At 43.8% G+C, this 17,667-nt stretch carries 10 protein-coding genes; 5 read left to right on the forward strand and 5 right to left on the reverse strand.

The annotated features are described in order from the left end of the window. The 5 genes from P1X15_RS12080 to P1X15_RS12100 form a co-directional block, all read right to left on the reverse strand. Nucleotides 1–3,117 (reverse strand): choice-of-anchor Q domain-containing protein (locus P1X15_RS12080; protein WP_277338378.1); only part of this gene is annotated, 3,117 nt, incomplete at its 3' end. Next, a complete protein-coding gene (locus P1X15_RS12085; RefSeq protein WP_277338379.1) occupies nucleotides 3,114–3,671 on the reverse strand; it encodes a hypothetical protein in 558 nt (185 codons plus the stop codon). The genes P1X15_RS12080 and P1X15_RS12085, both read right to left, overlap by 4 nt. Nucleotides 3,672–3,833: 162 nt before the next feature. Further along, nucleotides 3,834–5,705: a helix-turn-helix domain-containing protein gene (locus tag P1X15_RS12090; protein ID WP_277338380.1), complete on the reverse strand. Its 1,872-nt coding sequence runs from the start codon at nucleotides 5,703–5,705 to the stop codon at nucleotides 3,834–3,836. A gap of 86 nt (nucleotides 5,706–5,791) precedes the next feature. Then, entirely contained in the window at nucleotides 5,792–7,309 is a 1,518-nt protein-coding gene (locus P1X15_RS12095) for a hypothetical protein (RefSeq protein WP_277338381.1), read from the reverse strand. Beyond that, nucleotides 7,284–7,865 (reverse strand): RNA polymerase sigma factor, encoded by a 582-nt coding sequence (locus tag P1X15_RS12100; RefSeq protein ID WP_277338382.1) that lies wholly within the window; start codon nucleotides 7,863–7,865, stop codon nucleotides 7,284–7,286. Before P1X15_RS12100 ends, P1X15_RS12095 begins: the two co-directional genes overlap by 26 nt. Before the next feature lie 182 nt (nucleotides 7,866–8,047). Here P1X15_RS12100 and P1X15_RS12105 point away from each other — a divergent pair, with 182 nt between their 5' ends. The 5 genes from P1X15_RS12105 (at nucleotide 8,048) to P1X15_RS12125 (ending at nucleotide 17,510) form a co-directional block, all read left to right on the forward strand. Next, nucleotides 8,048–9,106 carry a glycoside hydrolase family 2 TIM barrel-domain containing protein gene (locus P1X15_RS12105; protein WP_277338383.1) on the forward strand — a complete coding sequence of 353 codons (1,059 nt, stop codon included), beginning with the start codon at nucleotides 8,048–8,050 and terminating at the stop codon, nucleotides 9,104–9,106. 32 nt (nucleotides 9,107–9,138) lie between these two features. Then, nucleotides 9,139–11,631, forward strand: a complete 2,493-nt coding sequence (locus P1X15_RS12110; RefSeq protein WP_277338384.1) for a glutaminase family protein — start codon at nucleotides 9,139–9,141, stop codon at nucleotides 11,629–11,631. 29 nt (nucleotides 11,632–11,660) lie between these two features. Then, on the forward strand, nucleotides 11,661–12,374 hold the full coding sequence (locus P1X15_RS12115) for a GDSL-type esterase/lipase family protein (RefSeq protein ID WP_277338385.1): 714 nt from the start codon (nucleotides 11,661–11,663) through the stop codon (nucleotides 12,372–12,374). A gap of 554 nt (nucleotides 12,375–12,928) precedes the next feature. Further along, complete coding sequence (locus tag P1X15_RS12120) at nucleotides 12,929–15,997, forward strand: TonB-dependent receptor (protein WP_277338386.1); 3,069 nt, start codon at nucleotides 12,929–12,931, stop codon at nucleotides 15,995–15,997. 13 nt (nucleotides 15,998–16,010) lie between these two features. Continuing rightward, on the forward strand, nucleotides 16,011–17,510 hold the full coding sequence (locus tag P1X15_RS12125; protein ID WP_277338387.1) for a RagB/SusD family nutrient uptake outer membrane protein: 1,500 nt from the start codon (nucleotides 16,011–16,013) through the stop codon (nucleotides 17,508–17,510). Nucleotides 17,511–17,667 lie beyond the last annotated feature (157 nt).

The raw sequence follows: 17,667 nt of genomic DNA on the forward strand, positions 1-17,667 counted from the left end.
AGCATTTCCCGTGCCAGCGACGGCATTACCCACATTTGCGTTGTCTCTTTTGAGTTGATAGTTGATACCTGATTGTGAACCACTGAGGGTGATTTCGACGCCTGTCCCTCCTTGGCAGAAGCTACCGCCCCCACCGACGTTGTAGGCCGTGGGCAAATCATTGACGGTGACAGACGCACTGCTGCTCATGTCGTTGGTGCAACTAGTGGAGGCATTGGTAGCCACGACGGTGTAGGTTCCAGCGACGGTTTGATTACCAAACGAAAGTTCGTTTCCCGTGCCAGCGACGGCATTACCCACATTTGCGTTGTCTCTTTTGAGTTGATAGTTGACGCCCGATTGTGAACCACTGAGGGTGATTTCGACGCCTGTTCCTCCTTGGCAGAAGCTACCGCCCCCACCGACGTTGTAGGCCGTGGGCAAGTCATTGACGGTGACAGACGCACTGCTGCTCATATCGTTGGTGCAATTGGTGGAGGCATTGGTAGCCACGACGGTGTAGGTTCCTGCGACGATTTGGTTACCAAACGAAAGAGCGTTTCCCGTGCCAGCGACGGCATTACCCACATTTGCATTGTCTCTTTTGAGTTGGTAATTGACGCCCGATTGCGAACCACTGAGGGTGATTTCGACACCTGTCCCTCCTTGGCAGAAGCTACCACCGCCGCCGACGTTGTAGGCCGTGGGCAAATCATTGACGGTGACAGACGCACTGCTGCTCATGTCTTTGGTGCAATTGGTGGATGCGTTGGTAGCCACGACGGTGTAAGTGCCAGCGAGGGTTTGATTACCAAACGAAAGAGCGTTTCCCGTGCCAGCGACGGCATTACCCACATTTGCATTGTCTCTTTTGAGTTGGTAATTGACGCCCGATTGCGAACCACTGAGGGTGATTTCGACACCTGTCCCTCCTTGGCAGAAGCTACCACCGCCGCCGACGTTGTAGGCCGTGGGTAAATCATTGACGGTGACAGACGCACTGCTGCTCATGTCGTTGGTGCAATTGGTGGAGGCATTGGTAGCCACGACGGTGTAGGTTCCTGCGACGGTTTGGTTGCCAAACGAAATGGCGTTTCCTGTGCCAGCGACGGCATTACCCACATTTGCATTGTCTCTTTTGAGTTGATAGTTGACGCCCGATTGCGAACCACTGAGGGTGATTTCGACACCTGTACCTCCTTGGCAGAAGCTACCACCACCTGCGACGTTGTAGGCCGTGGGCAAATCATTGACGGAGACGGAAGCACTGCTGCTCATGTCGTTGGTGCAATTGGTGGAGGCATTGGTAGCCACGACGGTGTAGGTTCCTGCGACGGTTTGGTTGCCAAACGAAATGGCGTTTCCTGTGCCAGCGACGGCATTACCCACATTTGCGTTGTCTCTTTTGAGTTGGTAATTGACGCCCGATTGTGAACCACTGAGGGTGATTTCGACGCCTGTCCCTCCTTGGCAGAAGCTACCGCCCCCGCCGACGTTGTAGGCCGTGGGCAAATCATTGACGGAGACGGAAGCACTGCTGCTCATGTCGTTGGTGCAACTAGTGGAGGCATTGGTAGCGACGACGGTGTAGGTTCCTGCGACGGTTTGATTACCAAACGAAAGTTCGTTTCCAGTTCCAGCGACGGCATTACCCACATTTGCATTGTCTCTTTTAAGTTGGTAATTGACGCCCGATTGCGAACCACTGAGGGTGATTTCGACACCTGTCCCTCCTTGGCAGAAGCTACCGCCCCCGCCGACGTTGTAGGCCGTGGGCAAATCATTGACAGTGACAGACGCACTGCTGCTCATATCGTTGGTGCAATTGGTGGAGGCATTGGTAGCCACGACGGTGTAAGTACCAGCGACGGTTTGATTACCAAACGAAAGAGCATTTCCTGTGCCAGCGACGGCATTACCCACATTTGCATTGTCTCTTTTGAGTTGGTAATTGACGCCCGATTGCGAACCGCTGAGGGTGACTTCTACGCCTGTACCTCCTTGGCAGAAGCTACCACCCCCGCCGACGTTGTAGGCCGTGGGAATTTCCACTGCCGATTGATATTCATAAGCCCCCATATCAATGACCCCTACTTTTCGGGTATTTTTTCCTAAATCTAGGGTAGTGCTATTAGCGGCATCTTCTCCCACGTTGATAGCGGGAGAGCATTGTTGCAAACGGAAGTTGCCATTGGCGGCATCCACAAAAAGGGGATCAGTGTTGATATTGCCAGTGCCAGTGTAGCCACCTTGTATAAGAGAGTAAGTAGCTGTGGTAGTACTATATTGATTGTTAAAAACGACGCTATTGTCTGAGGAGGTATTCCCCCAAGCAATACAATTTTTTAGAGTAGTACTTGTCTCACGAAGGTTATTATACAGAAAACTGCCGTATATACCTGCCGTATTTCCAAAAAAACTACAGTTAACAAAAATAGGATTACTTTTATCTACAGTACAAATAGCCCCTCCGTGATAACCTGCGTAATTTTCAATAAACAAACAGTTGGTATAAGTAGGAGAAGATGATGCCATATTTGACACTGCTCCACCGTTACTTGCTGTGCGATTATTACGAAAAATACAATTTAAGATGGTTGGCGAGCTATTTTGATTACGCAGACCTCCTCCTTCAGCGCCGGAAAAAGTGCTGGTGTTGTAAGCATCTCTGATCGTAAATCCATCGAGAATAGCAGAGCTATTGATGTTATCATTGAAAATAATTCGTCTGCTGTTGTCCTCTACCGCGCTGGTACCTATCTCGCCGCTCAGGATGGTCACGTTGGTATGCCAATTACGGTCATCGAAGGTGGGGCTACCCGTATTGGGAAAGCCTCCGTAAATGGCTACGTCATTTTTAAGAGAAAACGTAATGTCTCGATCAGTACCCGTAGTGGGTTTGTAGGTACCTGCCGCTACCCATATTTGGGTACCCGCAGAGGCATTGGTAATGGCTGTTTGGAGGTTGGTGTACGCATCTGTCCAGGAGGTACCATTGTTGGTACCGCTTGCGTTTTGCTTTACATAGATAATACTCACCGGAGGGTAGGCGTAGCTTTGAAAACAAAAGGCAATAAAACCTAAAAGCAAGGGTAATTTTTTTAAAATGATTTTTGGAAGGAGAGTAGCGTTTTTCATGCGTGTACAGAGAGTGGTAAGGTTTGATATTTGAAATGAGTGGGGATAAAAGCCATCGAAGCATCATTGTAATCATAAATTCGATCGATTCGTTTTTCGGGATTGAAATGGCACCAAAGGCTGATGGTTTGTTCTAAAATTTGACCTGAAAGGAAGGTGATTTTTCGGGTAAACATGGCAAGTACATATACTCCCGCTAAGTCACCAAAGGGCAGAGGTTCGGGGGTGTTGAGTGGTACAAAATGAAAATTGGTGAGCTGTATAGATTTAATATGGGCTTGGGGGCGTTGGTTTTTCCAATGAAATAACAGTTGTTTTTTGCCAGTAACTTTGGTCTGGGTTTGGCGATAAGGAAAAGTGTATTCCACATTAGAAGCGAGCATTTCTGACCAAGCATCAAGGTCAAAATCGGCTTGATAAGAAAGAGCTTTTTGGGTAAGGGCAATGTAATCGGAAAAATGGTCAACGGCGGCTTGATGTTGTTTTTGTTCGGTAGATTGGCAGGAAGATAATCCTAGCCAACACGGAATGACAGATAGAAAATATTGGAACATGAGCCGCCTCATTTGATGTTTTTTGAGTCCTGATGATGTGGCAAATCTACAGGAGAGGAGGCGGAAGTATCTTTGATTATTGTGTCAAAAACTTAGAAATTTTGCTTAAAAACTTAGAAATTTTAGAAAAATAGACAAAAAAGGGGGCGAAATAGCTTGAATCTAAAAGTTGAGTCCCAATTTTTCGAGCAAAGCCTGAAAGCGGGCATCGGAGTGTAGAAATTTAAAAAGCGGTGATACTTTCAAATAAATAGGAACCATACCTACCTCCATCCCAAGTTGGAGATACTTCAGACAATTGTCTTTATCCTCAAGACCTGCATAAATAGTAGCGAGTTCAATATAATTTTCGGAAGTAGGTGAAAGGGTTTTGAGATACTGCTTCACAAGGGCAGTGTTTCCAAGTTTGGCTTGGCAATAAAATTGATTGTAGCGAATTGTTTTTGTATTTGGACTGATAGAGTCGCATTTCATCAATTCTTTTAAGGCACTTTTATAATCAGACAGATTGATGTAATAATACGCCCTTACATAATAATAGAGATAAAAACCGTCGAGGCTCAGTTGATAATTGTCCAAGACGGCTTTGGCTTCTTTGTTTTTGCCCGCATACAATAAGTTTCCGGCATGACCTACCACCACAACGGGATAGAGGGGGTCGAGGGAAAGGGCTTTGGTACTATATTCAATGGCTTCTTCCATCTGGCCCAAGGAGCGCAGAGTGATACTGTACCAATAGAGAATTTGGGCATCGTTGGGGCTGTATTTGAGGGCGATTTGATAGGTGGTTACGGCTTGTTCCCATTTATTTTGTTGGCGATAGCCATTGGCAAGGGTTGCATAGGCCAAGGCATTTTGGCCATCGAGCCGAATAGCCGTGAGCGCATTTTGTTCTGATAATTTAATCCCTTTTTTGAAATCTATAAAATCATCATTGACCAAAATAAAATAAGCAGACGCCCTATGAGCGTAAGCATCGGCAAAGGTTGGGTCTAAAGCAAGAGATTTGTCGAAACGCTGAATACTTGCTTCTAGCTTTTCTTTGGTTCGGCTCAGCATCAGCTGCTTACCTTGCAAAAATTCCCGATAGGCTTCTTCGTTTTGGGTCGGGACGCGATTCATGTTTTTGGACTGCGTTTCACTCAGTTTTTGGTGCAATTCCAGAGTGATTTTTTTTGCTACTTCGTTCATCGAACTTAGCGATTGTCGGAGATTGCTCTCAAACGTTTTGGACCACAGCGACCTGTCTTCAGAGGCTTTGATGAGTTCGATGTTTATCCTAAACCTTTGACCTTGGGGTTGTACCGACCCCACTACAATATAATTCACTCCCAGTTCAGTGGCGATTTGGGGAATGCTTTTGGGAGAAGCACGAAAAATAGCAGAGGAGGTTTTGGAAATCACTTTGAGATTTTCTAACGAAGCCAATGAGGCATGTACTTGGCTCATGAGCCCTTCGGCCAATAAAACCTGACTAGTGTCTTGTTGCGAAAGTTTGAAGGGTAAAATAGCAATAGAAGGCTCTATAATGGTGGGCTGTGTTGTTTTCCAGAAATAAAAAATACCTCCCATAATGACCAAGCCTAAGATACCTGCTACTCCATAAAGCTTCATTTTACTACGACGAGGCGCTTCTGTCGGAGGGGGTAGAGGGGGCAAATCAGGTACTGAAGCATCCGTGGTAGGTTCGGCCTCTGGCGCGGTGAGGGCCTTTCGGTATTCAGAGGGGCTGATGCCAAACTCTTGGGTAAAATATTTAGTGAAAGTTTGGGGGCTATCCACCCCAATTCTCTCAGAAATTTCTACCATTCTGAGATCCGTAAGCCTTAATAATTCCTGAGCTTTTAGTAGCCGTCGTTGACGGATATAAATAGAAATCGTGGTATTGGCTTCTTCTTTTAGGATTCTGTTTAATTGAGACCGACTTAAACCAATTTCTTGACAGAGATAATCAATTGAAAAGTGGGGGTTTTCGAGATATTGGTCAATAAGCGTATCAAGCGTATCAAGATACTTTTTTGAGGTATTCTCCATAGGGCTATTCTTCACACATCGAGTAACTGCACCGCAAATATCTTAAAAGTATGGAGATTCGCCAATCTTAAAATTTCCTTTGTTTTTTAAAACAAACGATAGCGCATCGACATAAAAAGCCCTGCCGAACGTAAGCGTATTTTGCCAAAACCTACATCGGCCATGGGCGTTTTGAGATAAGGCTCGGCTTGAAGGGTAAAATGCTTGCCTATTTGCCGCTCAAAACCAGCAGAAATATTGAGTACACCTAGCCAATAATTGCCCGTAGTACCGTTCCATTTATACCATTTGATATTGGTAGAACCAGGAGGATAATTGTAATCATATTTTTCGTTGAGCATCATGTAGCTCGATAAACCCGACGATACAAACCACCGACTTTTGCTACCCTGTGTAAAATCGTACCGAAGATTAAGAGGAATATCAAGTACTTTACAATTAGCATCAACACTCGTTGGACGTACTTTTTGACTATACCAATAAGTTGGCCATTGGTATTGGGCGCCAGTGGCTCCATAAAGCTTCACAGAGCGCATTGCTCCTAGTTGAAGACTGAGGCGGCTATTGAATCGATATTCTACCATTGCGCCTACTACTGATCCAGGGTTAGTAAATTGATTGAAATTAATAAAACTAAAATCGGGAGATACCATTATTTTGGTACTTAACCCACGCTTAAACAAGGGGGAGGGGGGCTCTTGTGGTAAAGAACTAACAGTACTAACGGGCGCCTGATAGGTGATAGTAATAGGAGCGGTTTTAGAAGGATGCCATTGCCAAGGTTTGGGTGTTAAAGGCTCTAGTTGTAAAGAAGAGGTTGTTGTCAAATTTGAACCTTTTTGTACTTCGCCTAAAACGGTAGGAGTGAATAAGGCAGAATCCTTTTCTTGATTATTCAAAATAGCTTTGTTCTCAAGAAGAGACTCCGAAGAAGATGAAGAAGTTTTACGATTCTTCCCTTCATTAGATTTTTCTTGAATATTTAATAAAGGAGATTGGTTTCCATTAAAAGCCACTTCCTGAAGGCGATTGTTTAAAAGACGCTCCGAAGGCGAAGTCTGTTTTTTGATAATCTTACGCTTGGTAGTGGTTGGTTTTATAAAATTTGAGTTTGAAGAATTAGAAAGACGATTTTGTTGAGAACTCTCTTCTAAAATAATTCTAGAACTGTTTTGTGGGGATTGCACCACATCGGTGCTAATCTCAGAACTACCCGTGGTTTTTTCTTTTTTATTGCCTTTAGGCGAAATATTGGGTAGGGATGAGGAAGTATTTACTGTATTTTTTCCCTTAATGCCATTATGGATAGCCGAAGGCTTAACTCCGCTATTCGAGGAAGGGTACGCTGTGGATGGTGGATTGGGTCTATTTATATTTTTTACAAAAGGCCAGTCGAATACAAACCCACCTACCACAATAGATGCAAAGAACAATAGAGCCAGTACCCAAGGCCACAGGAGTGGTCGTTTGACAATATTTTCTGTATTGTCTAGTTTTTTGCGCATGGCATCCCATGCTTGTGGCTCAAAGTTGGGTTCAAACTCCTCAGCAGACTTTCTGAAGAGTTTGTCCAGTTCGTCATCTGGTAACTCTTGCGTACTCATCTCTACCTTTTTTTTGTAACATTGCTCTTAAATTTTCGCGAGCACGGGCCAAATTGGATTTGGATGTGCCCTCACTGATGCCCAGTTTTTGGGCAATTTCTTCGTGTGAATAACCGTCAATGACGTATAAATTAAAAACCAATCGATAAGCGGGCGTTAGCTGCTGAATGAGCTCAATGAGTTCTTCCTGTAGAAGGTTTTGATAGCCGCTAGTAGCCTCAGAACTAGCCACGGTATTTTCGACGACACTAAGATCTTCTTGATGTTGGTATTTTACATTTTGACGATAGTGGTCGAGTGCAGTGTTAATCATTACTCGCCGAAGCCATATTTTAAAAGAGCGCTCGGCATCATACATTTCTACTTTTTGAAAAACCTTCAGGAATCCATCATTGACTACTTCTAGTGCTTCTTCTCGGTTAGGAACATAACGCATACACACCCCCATGGCATACCCGTAAAACTGCTTGTAGAGCAATTCTTGACATTTGCGGTCTTTTTTTAGACAGCCTTCGAGTAGTTCCGGTAAGGTTTTCAACGCACGTGAAAATAACATTCAGCTAATAAGTACGGAAGTTTGTTGTTGTAGGTTGCGTCAAATGTCGAGGAAAATATAACTTTTTGTTATCAACCCTCAAAAAATGAATGATTACCATATTTGTGGGTCTTACGGTTAGAAGTTGCGTTTAACTAGCTTTGATTAGTCGTAACCAACTATTTACTCTCACTTATTAATGTATGAAAAAATCAATCTTTCTAGCAGCTACTCTATTGTTTATGGCTTCTCTCTTATATGCACAGCCCCGATGGTCGGCCCAACAAGCCAACGATTGGTACAAAAAACAAGGCTGGATTAGAGGATGTAACTTTCAGCCAAGTACTGCTATTAATCAATTAGAGATGTTTCAAGCGGCTACATTCGACCCTCAGACCATCGACCGCGAGCTAGGCTGGGCCGAAGGGCTAGGTATGAATGCCATGCGCGTATATCTACATCACGTAGCGTGGACTTCTGATCAAGCGGGTTTTAAAAAACGCTTAGACCAATACCTCCAAATTGCTAATAAACACGGTATCAAAACCATTTTGGTTTTCTTTGATGACTGCTGGAATGACGAATACCACGCCGGAAAGCAACCTGCTCCTAAGCCTGGTATTCACAATAGCGGATGGGTACGCGACCCCGGAACTATGCTCTTAAATCACCCCGATAGCCTCGGGATGCTTGAGCGCTACGTGAAGGATGTAATGACTACTTTCAAAAATGACCAAAGAATCCTACTTTGGGATCTCTACAATGAACCGGGTAATAGTCAGTATTTTAGCAAAAGTTTGCCACTCGTAAAAGCTGTTTTTAGTTGGGCCAAAGCCGTCAATCCTTCACAGCCTCTCAGTGTAGGTGTATGGAGCTGGGGCGAGAAGTTCGATGAATTGAATAAGTTTCAACTCGAAAATTCGGATGTCATTACCTATCATCATTATGGTTACATCGACAAGCACCAAGAGTTGATTCAAGAATATCGCAAATACAATCGCCCTTTGATATGTACCGAATACATGGCGCGCCGCAATGGAAGCTTGTTTCAGACGATTATGCCTATGCTCAAACAAGAAAACGTAGGTGCCATCAATTGGGGATTTGTCGCGGGCAAAACCAACACCATTTTTGCCTGGAGTTCGCCCGTACCTGATGGCAAGGAGCCTGAGCTGTGGTTTCATGATATTTATCGCAAAGACGGCACCCCTTTTAGCGAAAATGAAGTCAAAACTATTAAGTCGTTGACAGGAAAGAAATAAACAGCTAAACCTTCGCAGGTGTGAAGATTATCATGAAAAAAACACTTTCATCTATTTTTTTGGGCGTAGCCACGTTTTTGGGAGTGGGCATTGTTCAAGCCCAAAACCTACGACCTCCGGCGTATCCACTTATTACCCACGACCCTTACTTTAGTATCTGGACCAATACCGACAAGCTCACCGACAGCCCCACGCGGCACTGGACTGGTAGGACACAGTCGTTGGAAGGTATAGTGAGGGTGGACGGAAAAGTATATCAGTTTTTGGGAGCGGTTCCGACGGCCTATGAGGCTCTCTTGCCAACCGGAGAAACAAAACCCTACTCGGCGCTCTATACCCTTACCAAACCAGAAGCTGGTTGGGAACAACCTGACTATAAACCGCAAAATTGGAAATCAGGTTCAGGCCCTTTTGGTGATATTCCGGTGGCTCGTACCCCTTTTACCAACGCTCGCACGGATAAGGACGGGATTTTTATTCGTCGTGAGTTTAATTATGACGGAAAAATCGACCCTTCTAAGTTGCTGTTAGTTGTAAGCCATGACGATGATGTAGTGATTTATCTCAATGGCACAAAGATACTTAGCAAGACCTGTTGTGCGGGGGAGTATATTCATCTTCCTCTTTCGCCAGAAGGACAAAAAGCCCTTCGCAAAGGCCGCAATGTATTGGCGGTGCATTGTATCAGCCAAGTAGGGGAGTCGTTGATTGATGTGGGTTTGGTAAGCCCTCTTCCACCTTCCAACATCACTACGGCGCTTCAGCAAAGCGTCGAGGTCACTGCTACTCAGACCACTTATGATTTTACGGCGGGGCCTGTAGCATTAAAAGTAAATTTCTTGTCGCCTTTGTTGCTCGATGATCTCGAAATCGTGGCACGTCCCGTAAGCTATGTGACCTTTGAGGCGCGTTCTACCGACGGTAAACCCCACGCTGTACAAGTATATTTTGGAGAAGCAGGAACTGTAGCTGCTAATACCCCTGGACAAGAGGTAGAAACCAAAATAGAAAAGCAGGGAGGGTTAAGTTTGGCATCGGTCGGAACAAAAGCTCAATCCATCCTTGGCAAAAAAGGAGATAATGTACGCATTGATTGGGGCTATGCTTATTTGGCCGTTCCTGAATCGGTCACTGGACAAACGGCCGCAGGTACACCCGAAAGCCTGAAAAAAGTATTTTTTGTCAAAGGAGAATTACCCCAGAATGCTCAAAAATCGACGAGTTTGGCGGGAGAAGTGGCTATTGCGACGGCTCTTAATTTAGGCAACGTGGCATCAACCTCCGTGGCGCGTCATGTGTTACTAGGCTATGATGATGTATATTCAGTGCAATATTTTGGTCAAAACTTACGCGGATGGTGGCGCCGCGACCCCAACATGACCATGCTCAAAACCCTTCAAATGGCTGAGACGGATTATGTGCGTATTCGAGAAAAAAGTAGTCGCTTTGACAAAGAACTCTACGGCGAAGCCCAAAAAGTGGGGGGAAAAGCCTATGCCGATTTGTGTCAATTGGCTTATCGACAGGCTATTGCTGCCCATAAAATAGTGCAAGGTCCCAAAGGAGAGGTATTTTTCTTTTCAAAAGAAAACTTCTCTAATGGTTCTATTGGGACAGTGGACGTGACGTATCCGTCTGCGCCCCTATTTTTGTTGTACAACAACGAACTCGCTAAAGGGCTGTTAAGGTTCATTTTTGATTATAGCGAATCGGGGCGTTGGAAAAAAGATTTCCCTGCCCATGATGTCGGAACTTACCCCCTAGCCAATGGCCAAACTTACGGGGAAGATATGCCCGTGGAAGAAGCTGGAAATATGGTAATTTTGACCGCAGCTGCTGTCAAAATGGACGGAAAGCCAGATTTTGCACGGGAACATTGGCCGATGCTGACCAAATGGGTTGGATTTTTGAAAAGAGACGGTTTTGATCCGGGCAATCAACTCTGTACCGACGATTTTGCGGGACATTTGGCGCGCAACACCAACTTATCGGCCAAGGCTATTATGGGCATTGCGTGTTATGGGCAAATGGCGGCTCAACTAGGCCACCAACAGGTAGCCGACGAACACCTCAAGCTGGCACGTGAACTTGCACAAAAGTGGGCTACAATGGCTACCGAGGGAGATCATTATGCCCTTACTTTCGATAAGCCTACAGGAAGCTGGAGTCAGAAATATAATATCGTTTGGGATCAATTGCTCGACTTGAATGTCTTTCCTAAAGAAATCATCAAAAAGGAAATGGCTTTTTATTTGAAGACCCAAAGACCTTACGGCTTGCCACTCGACAATCGCAAAACTTATACTAAGTCAGATTGGATTATATGGACAGCTACTATGGCCGACTCAGAGCAGGATTTCAGAGCGTTAGTAGAGCCAATTTGGAAATTTGCCAACGAAACACCTAGTCGAGTGCCATTGTCGGATTGGCACGAAACCACCAATGCCCGACAAGTAGGTTTTCAGGCGCGTTCGGTAGTGGGAGGTTACTTTATCAAAATCTTAGCGGAGCGTTTGAAAAAATAATTATCATATCTTTAAATTTCAGTTGAACCATGTCTCAACTAATTTTAATTATTACGTGGTTAATAGCAAGCCCCTTCTTTTCTATAGTGAGAGGAGAAGTAGCCTCGCCCGCTTCGTATCTCAGTGAAGTAAAAGAAGAGCTAAAAAAAGAATGGCCTAAAAATCGTACCATCAATTTGGTATTTCATGGGCATTCGGTGCCAGCCGGGTATTTTAAGACTCCTGTAGTCAATACCCTAGAGGCTTACCCTTACCAAGTCCTCAAACAATTGAAAGCTGAATACCCTCATGCGGTCATAAATATTATTAATACCGCTATTGGTGGAGAGGATTCTCAAAAGGGAGCAACTAGGTTTGAAACAGAAGTATTGGTGCATCGACCAGATGTGCTTTTTATTGATTATGCACTCAATGACCGACGTATTGGGTTGGCGGAAGCCGAAAAATCTTGGCGAGAAATGATTGGGAAAGCTTTACAAAAATCCGTTAAAGTTATTCTACTCACTCCTTCCCCCGACCAGCGGGTCAATTTGGAAGATTCTAAGAATGAACTTCAAGCTCATTCCCTCCAGATTAGACGGTTGGCTGAGGAATTTGGAGTTGGATTAGTGGATAGTTATGCTGTTTTTTTAGAAAAACATAAAACGGGTGAAAAAATTTCAACCTATATGTCACAAGTGAATCATCCCAATGAAAAAGGGCATCAACTTATCGCTAATGAAATTATGAAGTATTTGCGTTAGGTTTTTATCAACAGGGGATTGAAAGATAGTTATAAGGTAAAAAGGGAGAAGGCTTTTCAAGCCTCTCCCTTTTTTGTTAGAGATTTTAGGTGTTAAATGATTGATTTTTAGTGAATTAGTTTTGTTTGGCAGCGATTGTTTACAATAGAGGTGATAGAGTGATATTGATATATTAAATAATATTAAAATATCAAAAAGTGCAAAAAAATAACCATTTTGAGTAAATGCATTCTTTTGCTTGTGGGTTAGATTTGTAAAATATAAACTTGATATAGTTATATAATTGAGCATCACTTCTTCTTTGTCCACATTTAGTCACTCCTATGACAAACACTTATTACATCGATTTGAGTCGCAAACAAGAAAGCAGGTTAGTACAGGATAATTCCAAGTTTCTTTTTTGTGAAAATTAGATTCGAGAATAAGTAGTTCATAATGACATAAGCATATAATAATTTCATTTTGCTCATATTTAAGCTCTTCTTTATTCTGGTTTTAAACAGTGTAAACGCAAGTATCACTAAAATCCCTTTAACCTTTAATCAACTCATTCTATGAAACAAATTCGACTGTTTATGATTTGTATGTTACTAGCCTTTAAAGGGTTTGCACAAGGAGTGCAAGTTCAGGGGAAAGTAACCTCTGCAAATGGTGCTGCTATTCCAGGGGCAACTATCCTCGAGCAAGGAACTAGCAATGGTGCTACTACGAATGTGGACGGTACTTACCGTATCACTACTACCAAAGCCAATGCCTCGCTTGTTTATTCGTATGTAGGTCTTATTAGCCAGACCATCAATGTTCAAGGGCGTACTGTAATTGATGTGACGCTAGAAGAAGATTTGAAAGCTTTACAAGAAGTAGTAGTGGTGGGATATGGCTCGCAACGTAAACAAGATATTACGTCGGCGGTATCGGTGATTAATATGAAAGATATTGGTGAGCAACCGGCCAACAATATGAACCAACTCATCCAAGGACGGGCCGCAGGGGTGGTAGTCAAACAAAAAAGCGGTACGCCTGGCGGAGCTTTTGAAGTACGTGTAAGGGGGATAGGTTCGTTGGGGGCAGGTAGTGATCCTTTATATGTAATTGACGGGTTTGCGGTGGGTACTACTGTTGGACAAAACCTCAACCCTAATGATATTGAAAGTATTTCTATCTTGAAAGATGCCGCTTCTACGGCTATCTATGGGGCACGTGGCTCTAATGGTGTAGTGCTTATTACTACCAAAAATGCCAAAGAAGGCAAAGTTGGTGTCAACTTATCAGTAGATTATGGTATTCAAAATGTGCCCTCTTCAAGACGGGTAAAAATGCTGAATGGTGTAGAGTTTGCACAATTCAAAAAAGATGTATTTGAAGATGGTATCCGTTATTTCCAAAATAGAGAACCGACACTAGAGGAAGTACCCATTGGTTTTCGTTATCCTGAGCAAACTAAATATTCGACCGACTGGTTTGCCGAAATCATGAACAACAACGCTGCCTATACCGATGTAAACCTCACTATTTCGTCAGGTAAGGGGCCTTTGCGTTCACTTTTGTCAGTAGGTTATTTTAAAGAAGAAGGTTCTATCATCAAAACTGACTACGATCGCTTATCTATTCGTAGTAATTTGGGCGGACAAGTCAATAAGTTTTTGAATGTAGGTCTTAACATTAATGGTAGTTATACCAAACAAAACCTTGCCAATACCGACGGTCGTAGCGCCTTAGTAGGAGGAGCACTCTTGATGGATCCTCGTGAGCCTGTTTACAATCCTGACGGAACGCTCCGCCCTTACATTGGAGGATTAGATGGGGTTTTTGGTTTTCCAAACCCGGTGTATGTCCTCAACAATGTGCTTCGTAGAAGAAATATCGCCGACATCCTTACCAATGGTTTTGTGGAAATCTCTTTCCTTAAAAATTTGAAGTTTAGATCTTCGGTCAACGCAAAACTCAATTATAATAGTTACAAAGATTACATCCCTTCTACAATTGGGTTGTCGGTGGCATCTGGTACTGCCGGTGCACCTCCTCGCATCGCTACTTCGCAGGAGATTGTGGAGCAGCTCCAAAACTATTCTTTTGACCAATTGCTCACCTATACGCCACAGATTGGTTCGCAGCATAGCCTTGATATGTTGGCTGGTTTTACTTCCCAAAGAGAAATCCTCAGAGGAGTATCAGGTAGTGCCAATACTTTCCCTGACGACTTGGTGCCGTATTTGGGCGCAGGGTCTATCAGAGCCTCAAACTCTTACGAAAATGGTTGGACTTTGTTGGCATACCTAGCACGGGTCAACTATGCTTTCAAAGATAAATATTTGTTCTCGGCGTCGTTTCGCCGTGAAGGAAGTTCGAGATTTGGTACGCAAAACAAATACGGAGATTTTCCAGCGGCCTCAGTAGGTTGGAGAGTAACAGAAGAGTCTTTTATGCCCAAGATGCCTTGGCTAACCGACTTGAAACTCCGCGCAAGCTGGGGGGTAACTGGTAACAACAACATCGGTAACTATCCAAGTTTGGCATTCGTGGGAGCCAACAATTATATCCTTGGAAATGCTTTCGCTCCGGGTAAAGTGATTAGCTCTTTTGCCAACTCAGCCCTTAAATGGGAAAAATCAAACCAATTGGACCTTGGTATTGACTTGGCTACTTTCAACAACAAGTTGGTATTTACTTTTGAGTATTATAACAAACTCACCAACGATATGTTGTTGCCAGTATCTATTCCGGCGGTATCAGGCTTTACAACGAGCTTAGACAATATCGGTAAAGTAAGAAACCGTGGGGTTGAAATTGGCGTAGATTACAAAACCAATATCGGGGCGGTCAATTTCAGAACCAACGGAAACTTGACCATAAATCGTAGTAAAATTCTGGCTATCAAAGGCGTAAATGATGCCTTATGGTATGGAAGTTTCTATGGTGGCTACAACGTACAAAAAGTGGGTCGCCCTATCGGGATGATTTATGGCTACAAGAAAATGGGGATTTTCAACACTCAAGCCGAAATCGATGCATGGCCTAAGCAAGATGGGGTGATTCCGGGCGGTATGAAGTTTGCAGATACCAACGGCGACGGGGTAGTCACTTACGATACACAAGACATGGTCGAAATCGGAAACCCAAATCCAGCTTTTACTTGGGCATGGACAGGAGCTGCCGATTATCGGAACTTCGACTTAAATATCTTATTTGTAGGAGCGCATGATTTTGACATCTACCGTAATATCGAAGCCTCAACGATGAACATGGACGGGGTATTCAACGTCCTCGACAAAGCAAAAGACCGCTGGAGATCACCTTCCAATCCAGGTTCTGACCCTAACGCTAAAAATTCTCAAGGTGGAACCAACTACTTCAAATGGTCACGCGAGAGTAGCGAAAGATATGTATATGATGGTAGCTACATTTGGCTCAAAAGTGTAACTCTAGGATATACGTTGCCTAAATTTAAGTCGGTTTTGAGTGATGCACGTGTGTTTGTGACGGCCAACAATCTTTTCTTGTTTACCAAATATCCTGGTAACAACCCCGATGCAGGGGTAAGAGGCGGTACTGAACTCAACAACGACGATGAGTCTTATCCAGTACCTAGAACGTTTGCGGTAGGTGCTAAGTTTAACTTCTAATTTTTTGACAGAAATGAAAAAAATAACAGGCTTTTATATATTACTTCTTTGTCTGGTGCAGTTTTCGTGCAAAGACGATTTTTTGACCACCACCGACCCTACGCGTCTTGGTACAGATGTGTTTTACAAAACCCAAACACAGTTTGAGCAAGCACTCAACGGAGTGTATGGTCAGCTTCAAGGCATCACTAACACGGCTTACCTAGGGCAAGAGTTTATTTCGGACAATACCACCCTTGATTTTAACCCACTCGACCGTGGGGGCGCAGCTGGCTGGGAAGCGTTTGAGTTTTCGACCGTAAATCCAGGCAATGGCGAAGTAAGCACTCTTTGGAACAACCATTATGCGGCTTTGTATAATATCAATTATGCTCTCGAAAAACTAGCGCCTGCTACTATTGATGATGCGGCTAAAAAGGAAATTGAAGGACAGTTGAAATTTATTCGCGCGTTTCATTTCTTCAATTTAGTACGGTATTTTGGAGATGTGGTTTTAACTACCAAAACCCTTTCTACTCCTAACGAAGCTTTTGATTTGGTACGCTCACCTCAAGCGGATGTTTACAAGCAAATTGAGGCAGATTTGAAAGATGCAAGCACCTTGCTTCCTGCTACTTATCCCGCCGCTGGCAAAGGCCGTGTGACCAAAGGTGCTGCGTTGAGTTTGCTTGGTAAAGTATATTTGACTTTGAAAAGATATCCTGAAGCAGTGACTACTTTAAAGCAAGTTTTGCCGCTAGGATATTCATTGAATGCCAACTACAAAGATAATTTTGACCCCGCTAAGAAAAATGGCCCTGAGTCGGTTTTTGAAGTACAGTACCAAGGAGGCAATGATTTGGGAGAGCAAAGTACTTTTGTGTATGTATTTGCACCGCGCTTGTCGCAAGGGGCTGTGACGGGTTTTGCCAATACGGCTCCTAGTGGCCGTAATATCCCCACCAACGACATGATTGCGGCTTATGAGGCAGGGGACTTGCGCAAAGATATTTCGTTGCAAACAGGCTATACCCTCAACGGTACTTTTGTGGCAATTCCTTTTATTAACAAATACCGTTATCCCCATACTATTTCGGGGCGTTCGGACAACAATTGGCCCGTGCTGCGTTATTCTGATGTATTGTTGATGTTGGCCGAATCAATCAACGAAGCTACAGGGCCTGATGCCGAGGCATTGGGTTATCTCAACCAAGTACGCAAGCGTGCGGGCTTGGCCGAGTTGAGCGGTCTTACCAAAGATACCTTCCGTACAGCGGTAATGAAAGAAAGACGCGTAGAGTTAGCTTTTGAAAATCACCGTTGGTTTGATTTGCAGCGCACCAAAACGCCCGCCGAATTGGCGGCCTTTATGAATGCATATGCAGCTAAAGAAAAAGCTTCTCCTACCGTATCAAGAGGAGGAATTGCATTCAATGCTCTCGATTATGTATATAGCGATTTTGAGTACTTTTTGCCGATTCCTGCCCCTCAAATTCTGATTAATAGCAAGCTAACTCAAAATCCTGGCTATTAGGAGAATTGAGTAAAAGTGTTGGTTAGATTTTATTGGCTAACCGTCTTTATAAATAGTACTTATAAAAGCATCTATCGTATTATGCCAGAGCTAGCTCGTCATCATCGATAGGTGCTTTCTAAACTAATTTTTCCCACTACCTTAATCACATTTTTAA

It is taken from the genome of Runella sp. MFBS21 (genome assembly GCF_029433105.1).
Lineage (GTDB): Bacteria > Bacteroidota > Bacteroidia > Cytophagales > Spirosomataceae > Runella.

Coding starts and splice junctions, on each gene's coding strand:
- P1X15_RS12085 (WP_277338379.1), bottom strand. CDS start 3,671: ATGTTCCAATATTTTCTATCTGTCATTCCGTGTTGGCTAGGATTATCT.
- P1X15_RS12090 (WP_277338380.1), bottom strand. CDS start 5,705: ATGGAGAATACCTCAAAAAAGTATCTTGATACGCTTGATACGCTTATT.
- P1X15_RS12095 (WP_277338381.1), bottom strand. CDS start 7,309: ATGAGTACGCAAGAGTTACCAGATGACGAACTGGACAAACTCTTCAGA.
- P1X15_RS12100 (WP_277338382.1), bottom strand. CDS start 7,865: ATGTTATTTTCACGTGCGTTGAAAACCTTACCGGAACTACTCGAAGGC.
- P1X15_RS12105 (WP_277338383.1), top strand. CDS start 8,048: ATGAAAAAATCAATCTTTCTAGCAGCTACTCTATTGTTTATGGCTTCT.
- P1X15_RS12110 (WP_277338384.1), top strand. CDS start 9,139: ATGAAAAAAACACTTTCATCTATTTTTTTGGGCGTAGCCACGTTTTTG.
- P1X15_RS12115 (WP_277338385.1), top strand. CDS start 11,661: ATGTCTCAACTAATTTTAATTATTACGTGGTTAATAGCAAGCCCCTTC.
- P1X15_RS12120 (WP_277338386.1), top strand. CDS start 12,929: ATGAAACAAATTCGACTGTTTATGATTTGTATGTTACTAGCCTTTAAA.
- P1X15_RS12125 (WP_277338387.1), top strand. CDS start 16,011: ATGAAAAAAATAACAGGCTTTTATATATTACTTCTTTGTCTGGTGCAG.